At 47.0% G+C, this 19506-nt stretch carries 12 protein-coding genes; 4 read left to right on the top strand and 8 right to left on the bottom strand.

Going from position 1 to position 19506, the window contains the following annotated elements:
• Positions 1 to 244 precede the first annotated feature (244 nt).
• The 4 genes from purL (at position 245) to IDJ77_RS00315 (ending at position 9389) form a co-directional block, all read left to right on the top strand.
• The gene (gene purL / locus IDJ77_RS00330; protein ID WP_191186930.1) at positions 245 to 2473 is read left to right on the top strand and encodes a phosphoribosylformylglycinamidine synthase subunit PurL; all 2229 of its coding nucleotides are present in this window, start codon (positions 245 to 247) and stop codon (positions 2471 to 2473) included.
• Positions 2473 to 2862: an SMU1112c/YaeR family gloxylase I-like metalloprotein gene (gloA2, locus tag IDJ77_RS00325; RefSeq protein WP_191186929.1), complete on the top strand. Its 390-nt coding sequence runs from the start codon at positions 2473 to 2475 to the stop codon at positions 2860 to 2862. The genes purL and gloA2 overlap by 1 nt, the downstream gene beginning before the upstream one ends.
• 255 nt (positions 2863 to 3117) lie before the next feature.
• Positions 3118 to 8730 (top strand): alpha-2-macroglobulin family protein, encoded by a 5613-nt coding sequence (locus IDJ77_RS00320; RefSeq protein ID WP_191186928.1) that lies wholly within the window; start codon positions 3118 to 3120, stop codon positions 8728 to 8730.
• A 236-nt stretch (positions 8731 to 8966) separates the two neighbouring features.
• The gene (locus tag IDJ77_RS00315) at positions 8967 to 9389 is read left to right on the top strand and encodes an SRPBCC domain-containing protein (RefSeq protein ID WP_224750913.1); all 423 of its coding nucleotides are present in this window, start codon (positions 8967 to 8969) and stop codon (positions 9387 to 9389) included.
• Positions 9390 to 9453: 64 nt separating this feature from the next.
• Here IDJ77_RS00315 and IDJ77_RS00310 read toward each other — a convergent pair whose 3' ends face one another.
• The 8 genes from IDJ77_RS00310 to IDJ77_RS00275 form a co-directional block, all read right to left on the bottom strand.
• The gene (locus IDJ77_RS00310) at positions 9454 to 10431 is read right to left on the bottom strand and encodes a 3-keto-disaccharide hydrolase (protein WP_191186927.1); all 978 of its coding nucleotides are present in this window, start codon (positions 10429 to 10431) and stop codon (positions 9454 to 9456) included.
• Positions 10432 to 10669: 238 nt separating this feature from the next.
• The gene (locus tag IDJ77_RS00305) at positions 10670 to 13303 is read right to left on the bottom strand and encodes a non-ribosomal peptide synthetase (protein WP_191186926.1); all 2634 of its coding nucleotides are present in this window, start codon (positions 13301 to 13303) and stop codon (positions 10670 to 10672) included.
• A 92-nt stretch (positions 13304 to 13395) separates the two neighbouring features.
• Positions 13396 to 14583 (bottom strand): glycosyltransferase, encoded by a 1188-nt coding sequence (locus tag IDJ77_RS00300; protein ID WP_191186925.1) that lies wholly within the window; start codon positions 14581 to 14583, stop codon positions 13396 to 13398.
• Between the two features lie 28 nt (positions 14584 to 14611).
• Complete coding sequence (locus IDJ77_RS27915) at positions 14612 to 15841, bottom strand: glycosyltransferase (RefSeq protein ID WP_317174294.1); 1230 nt, start codon at positions 15839 to 15841, stop codon at positions 14612 to 14614.
• On the bottom strand, positions 15838 to 17175 hold the full coding sequence (locus IDJ77_RS00290) for a lipopolysaccharide biosynthesis protein (RefSeq protein ID WP_191186924.1): 1338 nt from the start codon (positions 17173 to 17175) through the stop codon (positions 15838 to 15840). The genes IDJ77_RS27915 and IDJ77_RS00290 overlap by 4 nt, the downstream gene beginning before the upstream one ends.
• 14 nt (positions 17176 to 17189) lie before the next feature.
• Positions 17190 to 17804, bottom strand: coding sequence for an acyltransferase (locus tag IDJ77_RS27910; RefSeq protein WP_191186923.1), 615 nt, complete (start codon positions 17802 to 17804; stop codon positions 17190 to 17192).
• A 17-nt stretch (positions 17805 to 17821) separates the two neighbouring features.
• Positions 17822 to 19327: an O-antigen ligase family protein gene (locus IDJ77_RS00280; RefSeq protein WP_191186922.1), complete on the bottom strand. Its 1506-nt coding sequence runs from the start codon at positions 19325 to 19327 to the stop codon at positions 17822 to 17824.
• An 11-nt stretch (positions 19328 to 19338) separates the two neighbouring features.
• Complete coding sequence (locus IDJ77_RS00275) at positions 19339 to 19482, bottom strand: hypothetical protein (protein WP_191186921.1); 144 nt, start codon at positions 19480 to 19482, stop codon at positions 19339 to 19341.
• Positions 19483 to 19506 lie beyond the last annotated feature (24 nt).

The following is a 19506-nucleotide window of genomic DNA, read 5'->3' as shown; positions in this document are numbered from 1 at the left end:
TAAGATTTTAGTATTTTTCATTAATTGATTGTTAATGAGGCAAATATTGGTTTTACTTAAAGAAGAGGGATGTCCCAAAGTGTTTCACTTATTTTGATTAAATAATTGATAATCAGGTATTAATAAAAACGGGCTGTCCCACAAATGAATTGGGACAGTTTGGGGGAACCTTTTACCTTTCTCCTTTACGCTTTCAGCTCTTTTTGTTAATTTCGCGCATCCTTTCAACATAAACAATTAAACATTGGAGAACCAGGAATTAACTACCGTTGAGACCGCCAAAGACCTTGGCCTTTTACCCGAAGAATTTGCAAGAATAAACGAAATAATGGGCCGCGTACCCAACTTTACCGAGCTGTCTATCTTCGCGGTAATGTGGAGCGAGCATTGCTCTTACAAAAACTCTATCACCTGGCTAAAAACATTGCCAAAGGATAGCCCGCGTATGCTGGCCAAAGCAGGCGAAGAAAACGCAGGTTTGGTAGATCTTGGTGACGGCATCGGCTGTGCCTTTAAAATAGAATCACATAACCACCCGTCGGCATTGGAACCCTACCAGGGCGCTGCAACAGGCGTGGGCGGTATCAACCGCGATATATTTACAATGGGTGCAAGGCCAATTGCTCAAATGAACTCTTTACGTTTTGGCGACCTGAGCCTGGATAAAACCAAATGGCTGGTAAAAGGCGTGGTAAAAGGTATCAGCCACTACGGTAACGCCTTTGGTATCCCAACCGTTGGCGGTGAGCTTTTCTTTGATGAGTGTTATAACATCAACCCCTTGGTGAATGCTTTCTCGGCAGGTATTGTAAAGGCGGGTGAAACCGTTTCTGCAACATCTTACGGTGTGGGCAACCCGGTTTATATTGTGGGTTCTGCTACAGGTAAAGACGGCATCCACGGCGCGGCGTTCGCGTCAAAAGATATTACCGAAGATTCGGTAAACGATTTACCGGCTGTACAGGTAGGCGACCCTTTCCAGGAAAAGTTACTGCTGGAAGCTACTTTAGAAGTTATAAAGACCGGTGCCGTTGTGGGTATGCAGGATATGGGCGCGGCAGGTATTATCTGCTCCAACTCAGAAATGAGCGCCAAAGGCGAGCATGGCATGATCATCCACCTGGATCGCGTACCTATGCGCCAGGAAAATATGAAACCATACGAGATCCTGCTGTCCGAGTCACAGGAGCGGATGCTTATTGTGGTTGAAAAAGGCAAAGAAGCGCTTGTAGAAGCTGTTTTTGATAAATGGGACCTCAACTGCGCCATCATTGGCGAGGTTACCGACACCCAGCGCCTGGAGTATTTTATGAACGGTGAAAAAGTGGCCGATGTACCTGCGGATGATTTAGTACTTGGCGGCGGTGCACCCATCTACGAACGCGAATACCGTGAACCTGCTTACTTTGCCGAGAACCAGAAATTTAAAATAGAAGACGTTGCCGAGCCTGAAAATTTGGTTGATGTTGCCGAGCATTTGATAGCTCACCCGAACATTGCCTCTAAGCGTTGGGTAACCGACCAGTACGATTCGATGATCGGCACCGCTACCATGACCACCAATCGCCCAAGCGATGCGGCAGTTGTGGCTGTTAAAGAAACCGGTAAGGCCATTGTGCTTACCTGCGATTGCAACTCGCGCTATGTATACGCCGACCCGCAGAAAGGTACCGCCATTGCTGTTGCCGAAGCTGCACGTAACATTACCTGCGCTGGCGGCGAGCCGGTTGCTATTACCAACTGCTTAAACTTTGGTAACCCCTACAAGCCCGAAGTTTACTGGCAGTTTGTAGGCGCTATAAAAGGTATGGGCGAAGCCTGCCGCAAATTTGAAACCCCGGTAACCGGCGGTAACGTAAGCTTTTACAACCAATCATCAGATGAAGGCCCGGTATTCCCGACGCCAACTATTGGTATGCTTGGCGTAATGGACGATCAGAGCAACCTGATGACCCTCGATTTTAAACAACCCGGCGACCTGATCTACCTGATAGGCGAATCGCAAAACGATATTGCATCATCACAATACCTGGCATCTTATCATAAAATATCTAAAGCACCTGCACCATATTTTGATATCGATAAAGAATACGACATGCACCAGGTGGTTAAGGAACTGATCAAACATAAAGTAGTTCAGTCTGCTCATGACGTGGCTGATGGCGGCCTTTATGTTGCCTTGGTTGAATCTTGTTTACCAAACGGTTTAGGCTTTGATATCGAAACCGATAGCAGTATCCGCAAAGATGCCTTTTTATTCGGCGAGGCACAGGGCAGGGTAGTGGTAAGTATTGCGCCTGACGATCAGGAACGCTTTATAGAAATGATGGCCACCAGCGAAGTAGAGTTTAGCTTGCTGGGTACCGTTAACGGCATTGGCAACACCACAATTGATGACGAGCTGTTCGGCAATATCACCGATATTAAAATGGTACACAGCAATGTACTGCATGTAAGCCTTGGAGAAGCATAATGCTGAAGCTGAATAAGATTCATCACGTTGCCATTATCTGCTCGGACTACGAAAAATCGAAGCACTTCTACACCGAAGTGCTCGGCTTAAAAGTCGCACTGGAAACTTACCGCGAGGAACGCCGCTCTTACAAGCTCGACCTGGAAGTAGGGGGGCAATACCAGATAGAATTGTTCTCCTTTCCAGGCCCCCCGGGGAGGCCATCGCGCCCTGAAGCAGCAGGCCTAAGGCATTTGGCTTTCGAGGTAGATAATATTGAGGAGGCGGTGTTCCATATCAATGAATATGGTGTGGTAACCGAGCCTATCCGTATAGATGAAACAACAGGAAAGCGCTTTACCTTTTTTGCAGATCCGGATGGCTTGCCGCTGGAGTTGTACGAACGATAAGGAATTATCCAAATAGATTTTGTAGAGACGCGATACTTCGCGTCTCTTTTTGTTTTAGACGAAGCCTATTACCACCGCGTTATTGACGATATGGTAAAGCAGGAGACAGGTAAACCATCTGGTCATTCCCCCTCCCTTTTCTTTATAACCACAAAACCCAACAACAATAATAATTTAATCAATATTTATTTCTCCACCTCAATATTTATTCAATAAAAGTTATTTAAATTCATAGGAAAATAACACACCTATTCCATGAACTACATTACCAGCCTTTTCCGTTCGCGAAGAGGCCCTGCCGTTGTTGCAGCTTCACTTTTACTTGTAGCTTTAACCATTTATTTAGTCCGCGCGCGCGGCCACAAAAATAACGGGCCCGATTTTAGCCGTTATATCGAGTCGTACACCACCGGGGTTATCTCCAAACAAAGCACCATTCGTATAAAACTTGCCGGCGAGGTGGAGGTTACCCATGCGCAGGGAGAGGAACTGGGCGACAAAATATTTGATTTCTCCCCTTCTATAAAAGGAAAGGCATATTGGCTGGATGAGCGCACGATAGAGTTCCGCCCCGAGGGCAAGCTGGACCCGGATAAAAAGTACGATGTCGATTTTAACCTTGGCAAAGTAATAAAAGTGGACGGCGAGTTCGAGCATTTTAAGTTCGATCTCCAAACCATTAAGCCCGATTTCAGCGTAACGTTTGCCGGCCTCACCAGCGCTACCAACAGCTCTGCCGATTTGATGAAACTGGCCGGCTGTGTACAAACCGCCGATGCCGAGAACCAGGAAAAAATAGAGAAGATCCTGACGGCTAATTATGATAGCCCGGTAATTGTAACCTGGCAACACAACCCGGTTACCAAACTACACCGGTTTACCATCACCGGCATAAAGCGTGCGGCTATCTCGGCTCCCATTAAGGTAAACTGGGACGGCAGCGGGCTTGATATAGAGAAAAGCGGCAACCAAAGCTTTGATGTGCCTGCCATTGGCGATTTTAAAGTACTGGATATTAAAGCAGTTCAGGATAACGACCAGTATGTGGCAGTTCAATTTTCGGACCCGATAATGGTTGGGCAGGAGCTGAATGGACTGATAACCGTGGGCAGCCTTACCGATGCCGCTTACACTATAGAAGGCAGCGTGGTAAAGGTTTACGCGCCCGAAAGGCTGGAGGGCAACTTTGGCGTGGTAGTGAACGAGGGCGTGGAAAGCGTGTTCCATAAAAAAATAAACAAAGCCTATACCGCCAATGTGTTCTTTGAGAACCGCCTGCCTGCGGTAACTATTCCGGGCAAAGGCGTTATTCTTCCCGACTCGGGCAAACTAATGATGCCCTTCGAGGCCGTGAACCTGAAGGCGGTAGACGTGAGGATCATAAAAATTTATGCTAACAACGTGCCCCAGTACTTCCAGGGCAATGGTTTTGATGGTGGCAATGAGCTGAGGCAGGTGGGTAAACCTGTGTTAGAGAAAACGATAAACCTGGCAACCGATAAAGGCCTCAACCTGCATAAAAAGAACCGCTTTATGCTGGATGTGGATAAACTTTTCCGTGCCGAGCCGGGTGCTATTTACCGGGTGGTTATCGGTTTCAGGCAGGAATATTCGCTGTACAATTGTACCACCGGTGGCGGCGTTGTAAAAAGCGGCGACGACGAAGACAACGATTATTACGGCGACGAGTACGGCGGCGGCAACACCGGCGGTGTAAGTGATGAAGACGACGATTTTTGGTCGAGATATGATAATTACTATCCCGAAGGATATGAATGGAGTAAGCGCGAAGATCCTTGCAACAACTCCTATTTTAGTAAAGACCGCTGGGCCACGCGTAATATCATTGCATCAAATATTGGTTTAATCGTAAAACGCGGGAACGATAACCACATCACCATCGCGGTGACCAATATCTTAACCGCCGAACCGATGAAAGGCGTTGACCTGGAACTGTTGGATTACCAGAAACAGGTGATATGCAAAGTAACATCCGATGGCGACGGTATGGCCAAACTGGATATGAAGCGCAAGCCTTACCTGCTGGTTGCCAAACACGGTAAAGAGCGCGGGTATTTAAAACTGGACGATGGTAGTTCGCTACCTCTCTCCCGCTTCAACGTAGGCGGCGAGCAGGTACAGAACGGGCTGAAAGGCTTCCTATACGGCGAGCGCGGCGTATGGCGCCCCGGCGATTCTATCTTCACCACCTTTATTTTAGAGGACAAACTAAAAACTCTTCCTGCCGATCACCCGGTAGAGTTTGAGTTGTATAACCCTAACGGCCAACTGTATAAAAAGCTTACCCGCACCAGCTCGGTAGATGGCTTTTACAGCTTTCATACTGCTACCGAGACCTCCTCGCCTACAGGCAACTGGTCGGCTAAGATCAAGGTTGGCGGCGCAACGTTTGAGAAGAAGATCAAGGTGGAAACCATTATGCCTAACAGGCTGAAGTTGAAGCTTGATTTCGGCGCTGCGACAGAACTTACCAAAGGTAGTGGCGCAAATGGCAAACTGAGCGCGCAATGGCTCTTTGGCGGTGCGGCGCAGAATTTAAAAGCTAAGGTAGATGCATTTCTATCCTCGAAAAAAACAAGCTTCGAAGGTTTTGAGGGGTATGAATTTGACGATCCTATCCTCGCCTTCAACACTCAAACCCAAACCGTTTTTGATGGACGATTGAATGAGAACGGCGTAGCCGATGTAAACACAGATATCAACGTAGAAAAACAAGCGCCAGGGCAACTCCGCGCCAACTTCGTAGTAAAAGTGTTTGAGCCCGGTGGTAACTTCAGCTTGCAACAGGCCGCTATGGATTATAACGTTTACCCGGGCTATGTGGGCCTTAAAACGCCAAAAGGCAGCGAACTATCGGGCATGCTGGTGACGGATAAGGACCAGGTGATAGACATTGCCGCTGTAGACACCAAAGGAAAACTCTTCAGCGGTACACGCACCGTGGAATTGGAGCTTTATAAGATCCAATGGCGCTGGTGGTGGGACGAAAGCGGCGACGAGATGAGCAACTTTACCCAGGACAAGTACAACAAGCTGATAAAAACCGGTAGGGTTACGCTGAATAACGGACGCGGCAAATATACCCTCCGTATACCAAAGGCAGATTGGGGCCGTTACCTCATCCGCATAAAAGACCCGGAGACAGGGCACTCCACCGGCAAGATCATGTATGTGGATTGGCCAAACTGGTCGGAACGCTTGCAGAACACCGCGCCTACTGAGGCAGCGATGCTTTCCTTTACATCCGACAAAACCAACTACAAAGTTGGCGAGGATGCTACCCTTACGATCCCAACCGGTGGCGACGGGCACGCACTCATCAGTTTTGAAAATGGCAGCAAGGTGTTAAAAACCACCTGGATAGATACAAAAAAGGGCGAAACCCGTTACACGTTTAAGGTTGACGAAACCATGGCCCCCAACGTGTTTGTGAACGTAACGCTGTTGCAGCGCCATTCGCAAACTAAAAACGACCTGCCGATACGCATGTACGGCGCCATCCCAATTAATGTAGATAACCCTGAAACCATCCTGAAACCGGTGATCACGATGCCGGATAAGATCCGCCCCGAAACGCAATCGGCCATAACAGTTTCCGAGGCGAATGGTAAGGCCATGACCTATACCATCGCCATTGTAGACGAGGGCTTGCTCGATATCACCAACTATAAAACCCCGGATCCGCACGAAGCGTTCTACGCACACGAGGCGCTGGGGGTGAAAACCTGGGATCTGTTCGATTACGTGATCGGCGCATTCGGCGGCGGTTTGGAACGCATCCTCAGCATTGGTGGCGACGGTACCGGCGGCGTTAACAAGAACGTAACCGTAAACCGTTTTAAACCGGTAGTAAAATTCCTGGGTCCATTCCGCTTGGAGAAAGGTGCAAGCCAGACCACCAAATTCACCTTACCACAGTATGTAGGTTCGGTAAAAGCTATGGTTATAGCCGGGCACGACGGTGCGTATGGTACCGCAGAAAAAGCAGTTGCAGTTAAAAAGCCACTGATGATACTGGCCACTTTGCCGAGGGTTTTAGGGCCATCAGAAAAAGTGCAGCTGCCGGTAACAGTCTTCGCGATGGAGAACAATATCAAATCGGTAACGGTGCAGGTGCAATCAAACGCGTTCAGCAACCTTGGCGGTAACAATACCCGCACAGTTACATTCAGCAAACCGGGCGACCAGCTGGTTACCTTCGATCTGGATGTTAAGGATTTTGTTGGCGTTGGCAAAGTGAAGATCACCGCGAAATCGGGCGGCGAAAGCACGGCTTATGATGTAGAGCTGAACGTACGCAACCCTAATCCACCGGTAAGCCGGGTTACCGAAAAGGAACTAAAGCCGGGTGAAACCTGGGTTGCGCCATATGCAGCCGTTGGAATAAATGGTACCAATAAAGCCAGCCTTGAGGTGGCCAGCATCCCGCCGCTCAACCTTGGCAAACGCCTGGATTACCTCATCAGCTATCCACACGGCTGCGTGGAGCAAACCACTTCATCGGGCTTCCCGCAGCTGTATTTGAGCCAATTGCTCGACCTTTCTTCGCGCCAAAAGGCAGAAAGCGACCGTAATATTAAACTGACCATCAACCGTCTGAACGGTTTCCGGGCACCGGGCGGCGGCTTAACCTACTGGCCGGGCCAGGGCGATGCCGACGAATGGGGAACCAATTACGCAGGGCATTTCCTGTTGGCAGCACAGGCAAAAGGCTACAGCCTGCCCGCCGGCTTAATAAACGAGTGGAAACGTTACCAAAAACAAAAGGCAGTGAACTGGTCGCCCGACCCGCGCACCAATATTCACGGTTACTATTACTATACGGATCTGGTGCAGGCTTACCGCCTGTTCCTGCTGGCCCTCTCCGGCTCGCCTGAATTAGGCGCTATGAACAGGTTAAAAGAGTACCAGTACCTGAGCGTAGAAGCCCGCTGGCGACTGGCCGCCGCTTACAAACTGGCCGGGCAGCCCGAAGTTGGCTTGCGGATGATCAGCGGTCTGCCTACCGATATTGCTCCTTATAACGCCATGTACGGCACTTACGGCTCTGATATGCGCGATGAGGCCATGATACTGGAAACGCTCACCCTGTTAAACCAGCGCCAGAAAGCTGCAGGGGTATTGCGCTCGGTGGCGTCGAGGCTTTCGGTGGATAGCTGGTATAGCACGCAGACCACCGCCTATTCACTTGTCGCGATAGCGGAATATTGCGGCACCAATAAATCGGGCAGTAAGCTGTTGTTCAACTTCCAGGCCAATAACGATAAAGGGAACATTAACTCCGCTTCGTATATCTGGGCTTCGCCAATAGCCGCAAATGGTGGCAAGGTTACCATGAAAAATACAGGTACCAACCAACTTTATGTAAGGTTGATTCAGCAAGGGCAGCCATCATCGGGCCAGGATGTTAAAACCTATGTTAACCCTGATATCTTACAGATGCGCGTAGGCTATTTCAGTCTCGGTGGCAAACCTATCGACCCGACAAAACTGAAACAGGGAAGCGATTTTGTTGCACAGGTAAACATTAAAAACCCGGGCAAACGAGGCCGGTACGATAACATGGCGCTTACGCAGATCTTCCCATCGGGATGGGAGATCCTGAATACCCGTATGTTGAATAACGACGAGGCCTTTAAATCCTCCGCATCCGACTACCGCGACATCCGCGATGATAGGGTGAACACCTACTTCAGCCTAAGCGAAAACACCGAGGTTACTTATTACGTGATGCTCAACGCGGCCTACGCCGGTAAATATTACCTGCCCGCCGCCTACTGCGAAGCCATGTATAACCACGATATAAACGCACTGATAAAAGGCCAATGGGTTGAGGTGGTAAAGTAAATAAAAACGCAATGTCATTCCGAGGGAAGCGCAGCGACGAGGAATCTTGTTAGATAAGCAAAGCGGCATGCAAGGTGTCGAGCTTTGCATCAACAACAAGATTTCTCTCTCGCTGTCGCTCGGTCGAAATGACAACGGGTAAATTTATGGCTTGCCGCAAATCACCCATAACAATGGCGTAATAGCCCATTTGTTGCGATGCAGTCACGCCATATATTTGCAATAAACTGCATCTGATGATGATTTTAAAAGACAACGCCCTAAGCGCCACCGTTGAAATAAGCGCACCGATTGAAAAAGTGTGGGAGATATGGCATAACCCTGCCGATATCCTGCATTGGAACAGTTTTTCTCCCGATTGGCATACCTCGCATGCGGAAAATGATCCGCGGCCCGGCGGCAGGTTTTTGTTTGTGATGGGTTTAAAGGATGGTAGCTTCAGCTTTAATTTCGAAGGCACTTATGATGAAGTTATTCCGCAGCAACTCCTCGCCTATACGCTGGATGATGGGCGCAGGTCTATCATAAAATTCAGTGGCAGCAACCCGGTAACCATTACCGAAAGCTTCGAACCACAGGGATCTGACCCGATCGAAAACCAGCAAATCGCCTGCCAGGCGGTATTGAATAATTTGAAGGCATACGTAGAAGGAAAATGAAATTTTCATTCACAAAAGAAGCGGCACAATTAATTGCGCCGCTTCTTTTGTGAATTGCAGGTTCTTATTTCGCAGGCGTAATCACAATATTCCTGTAGTCAATCGGCCCGTGGTCGCCTTGTATCATTAATGGTCCGGGTTCACCTTCGCGGCTGTTGATGGCGCCACCGGTAATGCCCGGTATCTCTGCCCTGCTTATTACTTCGGTGCCGTTAGCCACAATGGTAACCAGGCGGCCAACCAGCGTAATATCGTAAGACTGCCATTCGCCGGGATTTTTTGCCATCATTTTTGTTGGAGGTAAAAAGCCATAAACAGAACTGAACTGGTTGTTGATAGGCTCGGGCTCGCCGCTTTTGGTATCAATAACCTGTACTTCGTAGCGGCCACGTAAGTAAACGCCGCTGTTGCTGCCTTGTTTGTAACGGAACTCGATATGGAGTTTAAAATCGCCAAAGGTTTTGTCGGTAAGCAAGTTGGCGCCCGACTTAAGGCTGCGTAAAACGCCTTTTTCAACGATCCACTGGTTTGGCCTTCCGTCTGTGTGCCAGCCCTTTGTATCTTTGCCGTTGAAAAGGACAATAGGTTTGCCCCAAACCGGTGCTTTGGTAGGCAACATACGCGGTGCGCGTACGCCGGTAAAGCTGTAGCTTTTGCCATCGGTATACACCATGGTGCCTTTTATTACATCGCCACCAACTTCAAATTCAAAATCCATATTGCGGTTGCCCTCTTCCCATTGCGGGGGGATAGAGAAGCTAAATTTGCCGTCTTTAGGTTTCACTTCAGATATAGGGCGTGCACTACCGAATGCATATGTAAAACGCCCGATGAGGGTGTGCGTGCCCGATTTTTGCACCTCCAGCCACGATGGCTGGGTTTTGCCGTCCTTCTCCATTGTCAGGTCCCAGCGGCCAATTACATCAGGGTCTTTTTTCAATTCGTGATCCTGTGCCGAAACCTTTAAAGTTGAACAAAGCAGCAGCGCCAAAACAGCCTGTGCGCCTAAAAATCGAAGAATACGTTGGGGTGAGATTTTCATATTGGTTTATAATTAGATGGCTAAAGCTACAAAGTTAATTGAGAATAAGAAAGAACTGATAGTCTCCTCTCTCAACATTATCTTTGGTACAAAGCAATCTCCCGGCAAACAGAGCCACCTTGCAAATCCGCTTGTCCCACGTAGAGATTGCTTCGTTCCTTACAGCAATGACGAGGGAAACTGTAGAGACGCAAAATATTGCGTCTCTACAGTTTCTATTCGTGAAATTCGTTTTTGTTTATTTTACTGCTTTATCCAGGCATTCCTGCAAAACCCTGGCAAATTGCTTATCATTCGGAGGGGCGAAGATGGTATTATGCTCGCCGGGGATATCATGCACGTTAACGCCTTTAAGGGCAAATGGGAGCCAGCCTAAATTTTTAAAATCATCCATATAGAATGTCTTTTTCTTAGCACGGAAGAGTTCTATCTTGATATCAACAGGCGTTAACAAATAGTTGCGTTGCGCCATTTCGCTTTTTTCGTGGATATCATCGGTGTAAGCGGCAAAACCTTCTTTCTTCTTTACTTTATTTGGGAATGCTTTTTTGTAAACTTTCGCTATCCGCCTACCAATTTCGCGGCTTTTATATTCAATGGTACGTTTAGGATCTTCAATGAAAAGGATGGGCGTATAAGCCACCTGTTTTACAAAGAACCAGGCGTCTTTTATAGTGCGTTTTAATGGCGGCGTATGCACCTTGGTTTGGTCGGCATAGGTATCAAACATGGCCAGCATTTTTACATCCTTACCCAAAGCCAGCATTTGTTTGGCCATTTCGTAAGCTATCATTCCACCTAAGGAGTATCCGGCAATGGCGTAAGGGCCAACCGGGTCGTGGTTAATGATCTCTTCCACGTAATTTGCGGCAATTTCTTCCATTACGTCCAAAGGTTCATCTATACCGTTAATGCCTTTTGCCTGCAGGCCGTAAACCGGTTGCTCATCATCCATATTCATGGCCAGTGCGTTGAAGAGCAATACGTTTAAGCCGGCGCCATGTACTATATATAAAGGCATTTTGCTGCCTTTAGGTTTGATAGGAACCAGCGAATCCCAGGTGATCAATTCGGAATTAACATCCAGCCTTGCAGCCAGCTTTTCTACCGTAGAGTGCTCAAATAAAGTTGCCAGCGGCAGGCGTTTACCCGTTTTTTCTTCCAGTTTGGCCATTATTTTAACCGCTACCAGCGAGCGGCCACCAAGTTGGAAGAAGTTATCTACCATGCTGATCTTATCCAGCCCCATCATTTCCTGCCAGATATCGGCTACCAGTTTTTCATTACTGGTACGGGGGGCAACGTAAGCGTCGGAACGGATGATGTGGCTATAATCCGGCTTTGGGAGGGCCTTGCGGTCTATTTTACCGTTGGGGGTAGACGGAATTACATCCAGCAGCACAAAGTCATCCGGTACCATATATTCGGGTAATTCGGCAAGCAAGGCGTTTTGCCAGGCATCAAGCTGTTGCGCTGAAGCGTACCCGGTTTCGCCTGATTTTAACAGCAGGTAGGCTACCAGTCGCGGGTAACCGGGAGTATCCTCACGGGCTATTACCACGGCTTCTTTTATATCTTCCTGTTTACCCAGGTGAAATTCAATCTCGCCCAGTTCTATACGGTAGCCGCGCACTTTTACCTGGTGATCTATACGGCCGAGGCAAACCACTTCGCCATCGGGCCTTAGTTTACCTAAGTCGCCGGTGCGGTATATCTTATCACCCGGGATATTTGAGAACGGGTTATCTATAAATTTTTCGGCGGTGAGTTCTTCGCGGTTCAAATAACCCCAGGATACACCGTCGCCTCCGATCAGTATCTCGCCAATATCGCCATTGGTTAAGCTATTCATGGCTTCGTCAACAATGTAAATCTGGGTATTATCTACCGGCCAGCCAATGGTTACGTCTTCGGCATCGGTTACACGCTTTATTATCGAGTAAATGGTTGTTTCGGTTGGGCCGTACAAGTTCCAAACTTCGCTGCTGCGTGCTATCAGTTTCGCTGCGAGGTCCTTTGCTAAAGCTTCGCCGCCGGTGAATACTTTTAACGGTAGTTTTTCATCCCAATCTACCTCCAGCATCATGCGCCAGGTGTAAGGGGTGGCCTGCAATATGGTGATGCCCTGGTTACGTACAATATCCAGCACTGCGCGGCCGTCCTTCGCGGTTAACGAATCGGCCAGCACCAGCTCCGCACCAACGCTTAGCGGCAGGTAAATATCTAACCCGGCTATATCAAACGATATGGTTGCTACGGCCAGTGTTTTATCGGCAGATGTAATGCCCGGTTTTTTTTGGCAGCTCAATATAAAATTCACCAGGCTGTGGTGCGCAATTTGCACGCCTTTGGGTTTACCGGTAGAGCCTGATGTATAGAGTATGTAAGCAAGGTTGGCACCGGTAACGCCCGTATTCGGTTGTTCGGGTACGAGTTCTGCCGACTCTGCAAGCGCCTGCTCAATTAGCACTTCGGTGGTATTTGCCGCGTAATGCCCGGCGTATTTTGCCGATGTGATCAATATTTTTGCGCTGGAATCTTCCAGCATAAATTCTATACGGTCTTTCGGGTATTCAGGATCGAGCGGGACGTAAGCCGCGCCCGATTTCATGATGGCCAGCAACGAAATGATCATTTCGGGCGTGCGATCTAATGCAAGCCCAATAATGTCGCCCTTTTTTATCCCTTTCTGAACCAATAGAGCAGCTATCCTGTTGGCAGTATTGGCCACCTCGGTGTAGGTTAAAGAACGATCATGAAAGCTAATGGCAATTTTATCGGGATATGCCTGCGCGCTCTCATTAAAAAGATCGAACAAAGCCTTCTCTTTTGGGTAATCTACCTTGGTGTTGTTAAGTATTGTTGCTTCCATATATTCAATTAGCTAAGCAGGGGGACCTTTGCTAAAACCTATTTTTTATTTGTTATTATTCAAAGTGTGTTAGATACACAAGTATATACGTGTTAATTGCTGGTTGGATTATGCGGTGTGTGAATAAATTTCTTATTCGCGCCCTTCAATTTAAACAACAATGCCAGCATTGCGAAAAATATGAGAGGTAACTTTAATACCGCCCCTAATAGTTTGCTGTTGAAAAACTGGCCAGGTACAGCTACCAATATCCCAATATAGCAAAGCGCGGTTGCTGTAAGCCACATTTGCCACGATGGGCCAATTCCCGGCGTTAGCAGTGATATGAACAGCATGAAAGGCATCAGGCCCAGCATCAGTATCCTTGGCAGTATGGCTGTTTGATAGATCTCGTTAAAGTAATCAAAGTTACCACGTGCAAACAATTCGGTAAAGCCCGTCATCCCATAGGTTTTCAGCAGGCTAAACTGCGCCGAAAGCCAGCGGCGGCGTTGTTTTTTAAATACTTCGGGGTTGCTTACTTTTTCATCATATATCAAAGCCGCATCGGCATACGCAACGTGGATGTTTTGGCGGGTAAGCACCAGGCCCATCTCTTTATCAAAACCACCTACCGCATCTATCTGAGCCATTGTATCCTTAAATAACTTGTACTCAAGCGCCATGCCAGAACCAATTATAGCTGCCGACAGGTTAAAAACCTGCTGTGCCTTGCGGAAAATGTGATTGTTTACCTCCTCACTTATGGCATCCAGTATTGCAACCGGGGTTTCGGTGTTTTTAGCAACGCGATGGCCCTGTATCACCCTTTTGCCGGCGTGCAGGTAATTATTTATATGGCGCAGGTAATCGGGGGCGGCAATGTTGTCAATATCAAACACTACGGCTGCGTCAAAATCTTCGAACGTATTGGCGATTGCGGCGTGCAGCGCCTTTGATTTAGTACTGCTTTCAAACACTACCTCAACTACCTGTAAAGGCATTTCTTTTAGCTTTACGATAGTCTCCGGCTGCATCGAATCGGCTATTACGCACACGTGGAATTTATCCTTAGGATAATCTATGGTAAGGGCCTGCGCGGCCGAATCAAGAATGATAGCATCTTCTTTATACGAGCAAATGTAGATCACAAATTTGCTGTAGGCGGAAGCAACAGGCGGGGCCTTTTTAACAATAAGCTTGCCCACTACCGAAAATACAAACAGGTACAGGCTATAAACGCCCAGGTATATAAATACAAGGGTAAAAATGATAGAGAAGATAAGTTTTATGATGTCCATTTTTAAGCCTGTTTAATTATCTGTAAATTTAAGTAACCGTTTTGCCTTTTTCGGCCAATGCCCCGGTTAATAGTTCTTTAATATCGGCAATTCTGTGTTCCCAGGTGTTATTGGCTGCAATACTTATACGTTGCTTTACTTTTTCGGTTGCTTGTGCATCCACTAAAGCTGCATTTAATGCTGCGGAAAATTCTTCGGCAGTGTTGCAATAGGGCACAAGCCCGGCTGTGAAGTTTTGCAGATCGTCGTTAAAATCGGTAGACACCACCGGCTTGCCGGCACCCAGGTATTCAAATAGCTTCAGCGGGAAGATATTGTTGCTCACATCGTCTTTTTTAAAGGGGATGATACAAACATCAAAGCCTTTTAACACTGCCGGCATTTGCACGTAAGCAACCGGGCCGGGCAGGTGCAGGTTAGGCGCGGTAAAGTCGCCCTCGCGGATATAATCTTTGTCTACCGGGCCTACAAATACAAAGCTTTTATCCGGGTTATCGGCAATTACCCTTTTTATCAGCGCATAATCTATGCGGCGTTCTATGGCGCCAAAATAACCTACCACAGGTTTTTTTATTCCTGCTAAGATATCTGCTAACGGCAGGGCAGGGTCAAGTGCTTTTTGGCTATGTGTAAGATTAGCCGCATTGGCCACAAAGTAGGAGTTGCGGTTGAGGAATGATTTTTTGTTACGCAGTTCGCGACTGGTGCAGATGATCATATCTAGGCTTTTTGCCAGGATCTCCTCGTTGTGCACGCCATGTTTAAGCTGGTACTCTTCAATTATCGGGTCTACGCAATGGTAAACGCTTAAGGCAGGTTTAGGTTCCAGCACCTGGTGCAGTTGCGGGTACGAAAAATTGTACGAATTGATATAGATATAATCTTTGATACCCTGCTGCTTAAATACCTTTTTTAAGCGGGATGCCACCATCCACTCGTTAAACCTTACGGCAAGTCGATAGGCTTTACCTTCGGGCAGCATATTGATGGAAGGTACCGGCGGACAAATAACGATCTTAAAATTCGGCAGGTCCGACTGTATGAAGCTGTTTTTGGAATTGAAAAAATGCGGCTTACGCACTTGGTAGGCTTTGGTATCCTTAAACTTAAAGTAATCTTTCCAGGTGAAGGGCCTGTCTACAAAGTACACATAGTTATCCTTTGCCAACAGCCGCGCCATGGTGTATATGGTAGATTCCAAACGCCCGTCGAACTGCATCTGCGAAAAAACAACGATATGTTTGCCGGTTAAACTCACGTGCTTTGCGATCTCCTTTTTGCTAACAGGTTACTTACCATTTCTTTAAGCTGGCCATAGCCGAGGCTGAACAGATCGTTGAGGGTAAAATCAAGGTGTTTCTTCAGCATGAAATAACCAAACAAAACCCCCGAGTAATAAGTGAATAACGATGCAATAGCCACCCCATACAGATTATGGAAAATGGCTATCCCGGCAAAGTCGGCCACAATATTGATGGTTAGCATTAAAAACACCTTCGTCATGTTAAGGTGCGGCTTGTTCAAAATATCCAGCGTGATCCCAAAAAACCTGTCGATCGGCATAATGATCACATAACACATAAAAATGCGGAAGATGTTAAAGGCGTCGGAATCGACGTATTTATTACCGAACAGCAGGTGGATAACCAGCCCGCCCAAAATGCAACCGCCCACGGCCACGGGTAAAAGCAATACAGTTAAAAGCCCGCCATAGCGCTTCATTATTTCGGCTACCGCGGGTTTATCGTTTCGTTGCGCTGCAGCTGATAATTCAGGCAGGGCGGTAGAAACAAAGCTGCGCATAGGGATCTCAAAGATCTCCATCAAACGCTGGGGGATATAATAGATCCCTACATAAGCCGTAGGGAACATTATTTTGATAATAAAAGTATCTGAGCTGCGCAAAAGGGTAGAGCCCAGCGAAGTGCCCACGCTATACTTGCCAAAGTGTGCCAGCTCTTTCATAGAGGCTATACTTTTGTGCTTTATGGTATGCATTTTAGACCAGCCCATAAGCAGGCAGACCAGGCTTGTGAAAATATTGGTGCCCAGGTAACTGTAAATTACAGTTTCGAAGTTGATGTTTTTTAAATAAATTGCTATTAACACCAATACCAGGAAGCCACCCTGGTTAATGATCTGAATGATGAACATCTTATCAAAACGTTCCTCGGCCTGCAATATCCAGCCGGCGATAGCGGATGGGAGGGTACATATGTAGATGATGCCGAACCATTTAAGCGTATCCTCCAAATCGTTATTGCCGCTTTTTACAAAAAAGTAAAGCAAAAGATCGATAAAAGCCAGCCCGAAAGTCAGTATAAAGCCAACTGACCATGCCGAGCCTGCAACGTTTTTTGCGCGATCGGCGGGTGCACCGGCGTAAAATTTCACCAGTGAAGTTTGCAGGAAACCCGTGCGAAACATATCTGCCAGCAGAAAGGTTTGCAGGAAAAAGATGTAGTTACCAAAATCAACCTCGGGCAGCTGGTGCGCAAGGATAGATAGCACCAGCATGCCAATCAAAGGCATTGCTGCGCTGCTTGCCAAATTGATGGTATGCTTGTTTATGATCTTTTTAAAAAACGACATAAAGACTGATCGGCTTAAACTTTTTCCCAGTTCCCGGTTTCGAAATTGTATTTTTTTATCACTTTGGCGGGGTTACCTACCGCCACACTATATTCGGGGATATCTTTTGTTACCACGCTACCTGCGCCAATTACTGCATGTTTGCCAATGGTAACGCCCGCTGTAATTACGCTGTTTGCGCCTATCCACACGTTATCCATCACGGTAATTTGTTTGGTAATAACCTTCTGCACACGCGGTGGTAGTGTAATATCCTCGTATCCATGATTCAGGCCGGATAGTACGATGTTTTGCGCCATCATTACGTAGTTGCCCAGCGTTACCGGGCCAATAATAGTATTTGATATGCCCACCCCAACATGGTGGCCTATAATGATATCGCCTACGCCATTGTTTAGCGCGGCAAAATCCTCAATAATACTGTACTCGCCTATGGCAAAGTTATTAAACGGGAAAACATCCATCCGGGCGTAAAAACCAATAATGCTGCGCTTACCGTGTTTATGGTAAAATGGGTTTAAAAACCATCGCACCCAAAGCCTTGGCCTGGAATGGCCCGACCTAACAATAAGCCAATGCACAAATTTTTTTATACGGGGGTGAGATTTTATTACGGTAAGTAACGACATCTTATAAAAAAAACTAATTATGCTTTCAATCCTTCAATACTGGTATCGCCTTGTGCTTTCCTTTCTGCAATATCCAACCGCAGCGTTACATTAAGTAATGCACTTGCAAGATAGAACAAAATGTTGGAAGGGTACTGCACCAGCGCCTGTTGCGGGTAATTACCAATATTATAAATAAATATGGCCAATACCATTGCTAAACAGTATGTTTTTAATTCGGGGTTCTTGATCAGGAAATAATGGTTGATCCCCGTGTATAAAATTACAAACATTAACGTGCAAAACAATAGCAGCCCTATCCAGCCCATTTCTACCGCTACACGTACATAACCGCTATCGGGCGGGAACTTAGCAAGCATAGAGTTTGGCGCAAACCTGCGCCCCCAAATACCTACGGAACCCAGGCCGCCACCAATAGGGTGCGACAATATATACGGTTTTATACGTTTCTGGTTTTCGGCCCTTACATTAAAAGATGCATCTGCGCCGGGGTTAAAGGCCGATTGAAAACGTTTTATAGTTGGGTTTGAGGTTGGCATGAATATTAAGATGACCAACACAAATCCTGCCGCAAGCACAGCAGCAATTATTTTTTTATTGAACTTGAGTATGGCAAGCAAAGCCAACGCGGCCGGCAGCAGTACATAAGCACCCCTGGTGCCGCTGTAGAGCATGGTAAGCAGGTAAAATGGTATCAAACAGCCCAAAATAATTTTTTTTGTTTTGCTGATATTGAGCATAAAAAAACAAATGCACATAGTTGCTGCCACAACCATATTGTAGGAAAAAGTAACCGGATCGGGGAAAATTGCCACCTTACGCAAATGCCCGTTGATGTATAAAAAGCTTAAACGCAGCGGATCTGAGTAATACCACTTGCGCTCAAACTCCATTAAACCAAAGTTTTCCTGCTGAAAACCCGACATGGCCGCGAGTAAACATAAAAATAGCCATAGCTTAAACAAAAACCTGATGTACGCAATGTTATTTATCTGGTACAAAAACACAAAGTACATCAGCATAATAAAGCCCACGGTGCGCACCGTGTACACCCAGGCCAGTATAGAAGGGGAGGCAGGGTTTACGGCTTCCAGGAAGTTGTAGCCAAGCCAGGTAATTACCAGGTAGGTGATGGGGTTTTTAAAATAATCCCAGTTGCTGTCAAATTTCTTTTTAACAAAAAAACCAAAGATTAGCATATAGGTAATACCATCCAGCACAATACCGGTAGGGGTATCGTTGGGTAAAAACTCCGAGGCATAATTAAGCATGAACGCTACGATCATCAGCACCGCTATGCCAAATTGCGGGTAGGCTATAATGCCATAAACAACCGGTATGCCTATGATAACCGCTAACAGCCCGGCAACGCCTATAATCCCCATTTTTGCAACTACTACGCTGATAAATACAGCAACAGGCAGCAACAGCCAGATCATAGTTGTTGTGGTTAAATTGCTGGGTTGCAATTTTCTGCGTAGATAGCCTTTTAGCCCGTTATTTTGTACCTGGTTATCAAGCATATGTTGCCCGGTTATGCGAGGATCAATATTTTTACCGCCCAAAAAAATACGCCCGCAAATACAAATGCTATCGCTGCTTTACGTGTTTTTTTTTCGAGCGGGGAGAGCCCTTCGTAAGGGTCGGCTTTGCTTTTTGTGTTTGGGGTTATTTTCATATCAGCAAGGCTAATGTGTACGTA

This window comes from Mucilaginibacter pankratovii, assembly GCF_014773265.1.
Classification (GTDB): domain Bacteria; phylum Bacteroidota; class Bacteroidia; order Sphingobacteriales; family Sphingobacteriaceae; genus Mucilaginibacter; species Mucilaginibacter pankratovii.
Note: the sequence above shows the minus strand (reverse complement) of the source record. Positions and strands in the feature narration are given on the sequence as shown.

Excerpts from the sequence above, each read along its gene's own strand:
- IDJ77_RS00320 (WP_191186928.1), top strand. The coding sequence starts at position 3,118 with ATGAACTACATTACCAGCCTTTTCCGTTCGCGAAGAGGCCCTGCCGTT.
- IDJ77_RS00280 (WP_191186922.1), bottom strand. The coding sequence starts at position 19,327 with ATGCTTGATAACCAGGTACAAAATAACGGGCTAAAAGGCTATCTACGC.
- IDJ77_RS00300 (WP_191186925.1), bottom strand. The coding sequence starts at position 14,583 with ATGGACATCATAAAACTTATCTTCTCTATCATTTTTACCCTTGTATTT.
- gloA2 (WP_191186929.1), top strand. The coding sequence starts at position 2,473 with ATGCTGAAGCTGAATAAGATTCATCACGTTGCCATTATCTGCTCGGAC.
- IDJ77_RS00305 (WP_191186926.1), bottom strand. The coding sequence starts at position 13,303 with ATGGAAGCAACAATACTTAACAACACCAAGGTAGATTACCCAAAAGAG.
- IDJ77_RS00315 (WP_224750913.1), top strand. The coding sequence starts at position 8,967 with ATGATGATTTTAAAAGACAACGCCCTAAGCGCCACCGTTGAAATAAGC.
- IDJ77_RS00290 (WP_191186924.1), bottom strand. The coding sequence starts at position 17,175 with ATGTCGTTTTTTAAAAAGATCATAAACAAGCATACCATCAATTTGGCA.
- IDJ77_RS00275 (WP_191186921.1), bottom strand. The coding sequence starts at position 19,482 with ATGAAAATAACCCCAAACACAAAAAGCAAAGCCGACCCTTACGAAGGG.
- IDJ77_RS00310 (WP_191186927.1), bottom strand. The coding sequence starts at position 10,431 with ATGAAAATCTCACCCCAACGTATTCTTCGATTTTTAGGCGCACAGGCT.
- IDJ77_RS27910 (WP_191186923.1), bottom strand. The coding sequence starts at position 17,804 with ATGTCGTTACTTACCGTAATAAAATCTCACCCCCGTATAAAAAAATTT.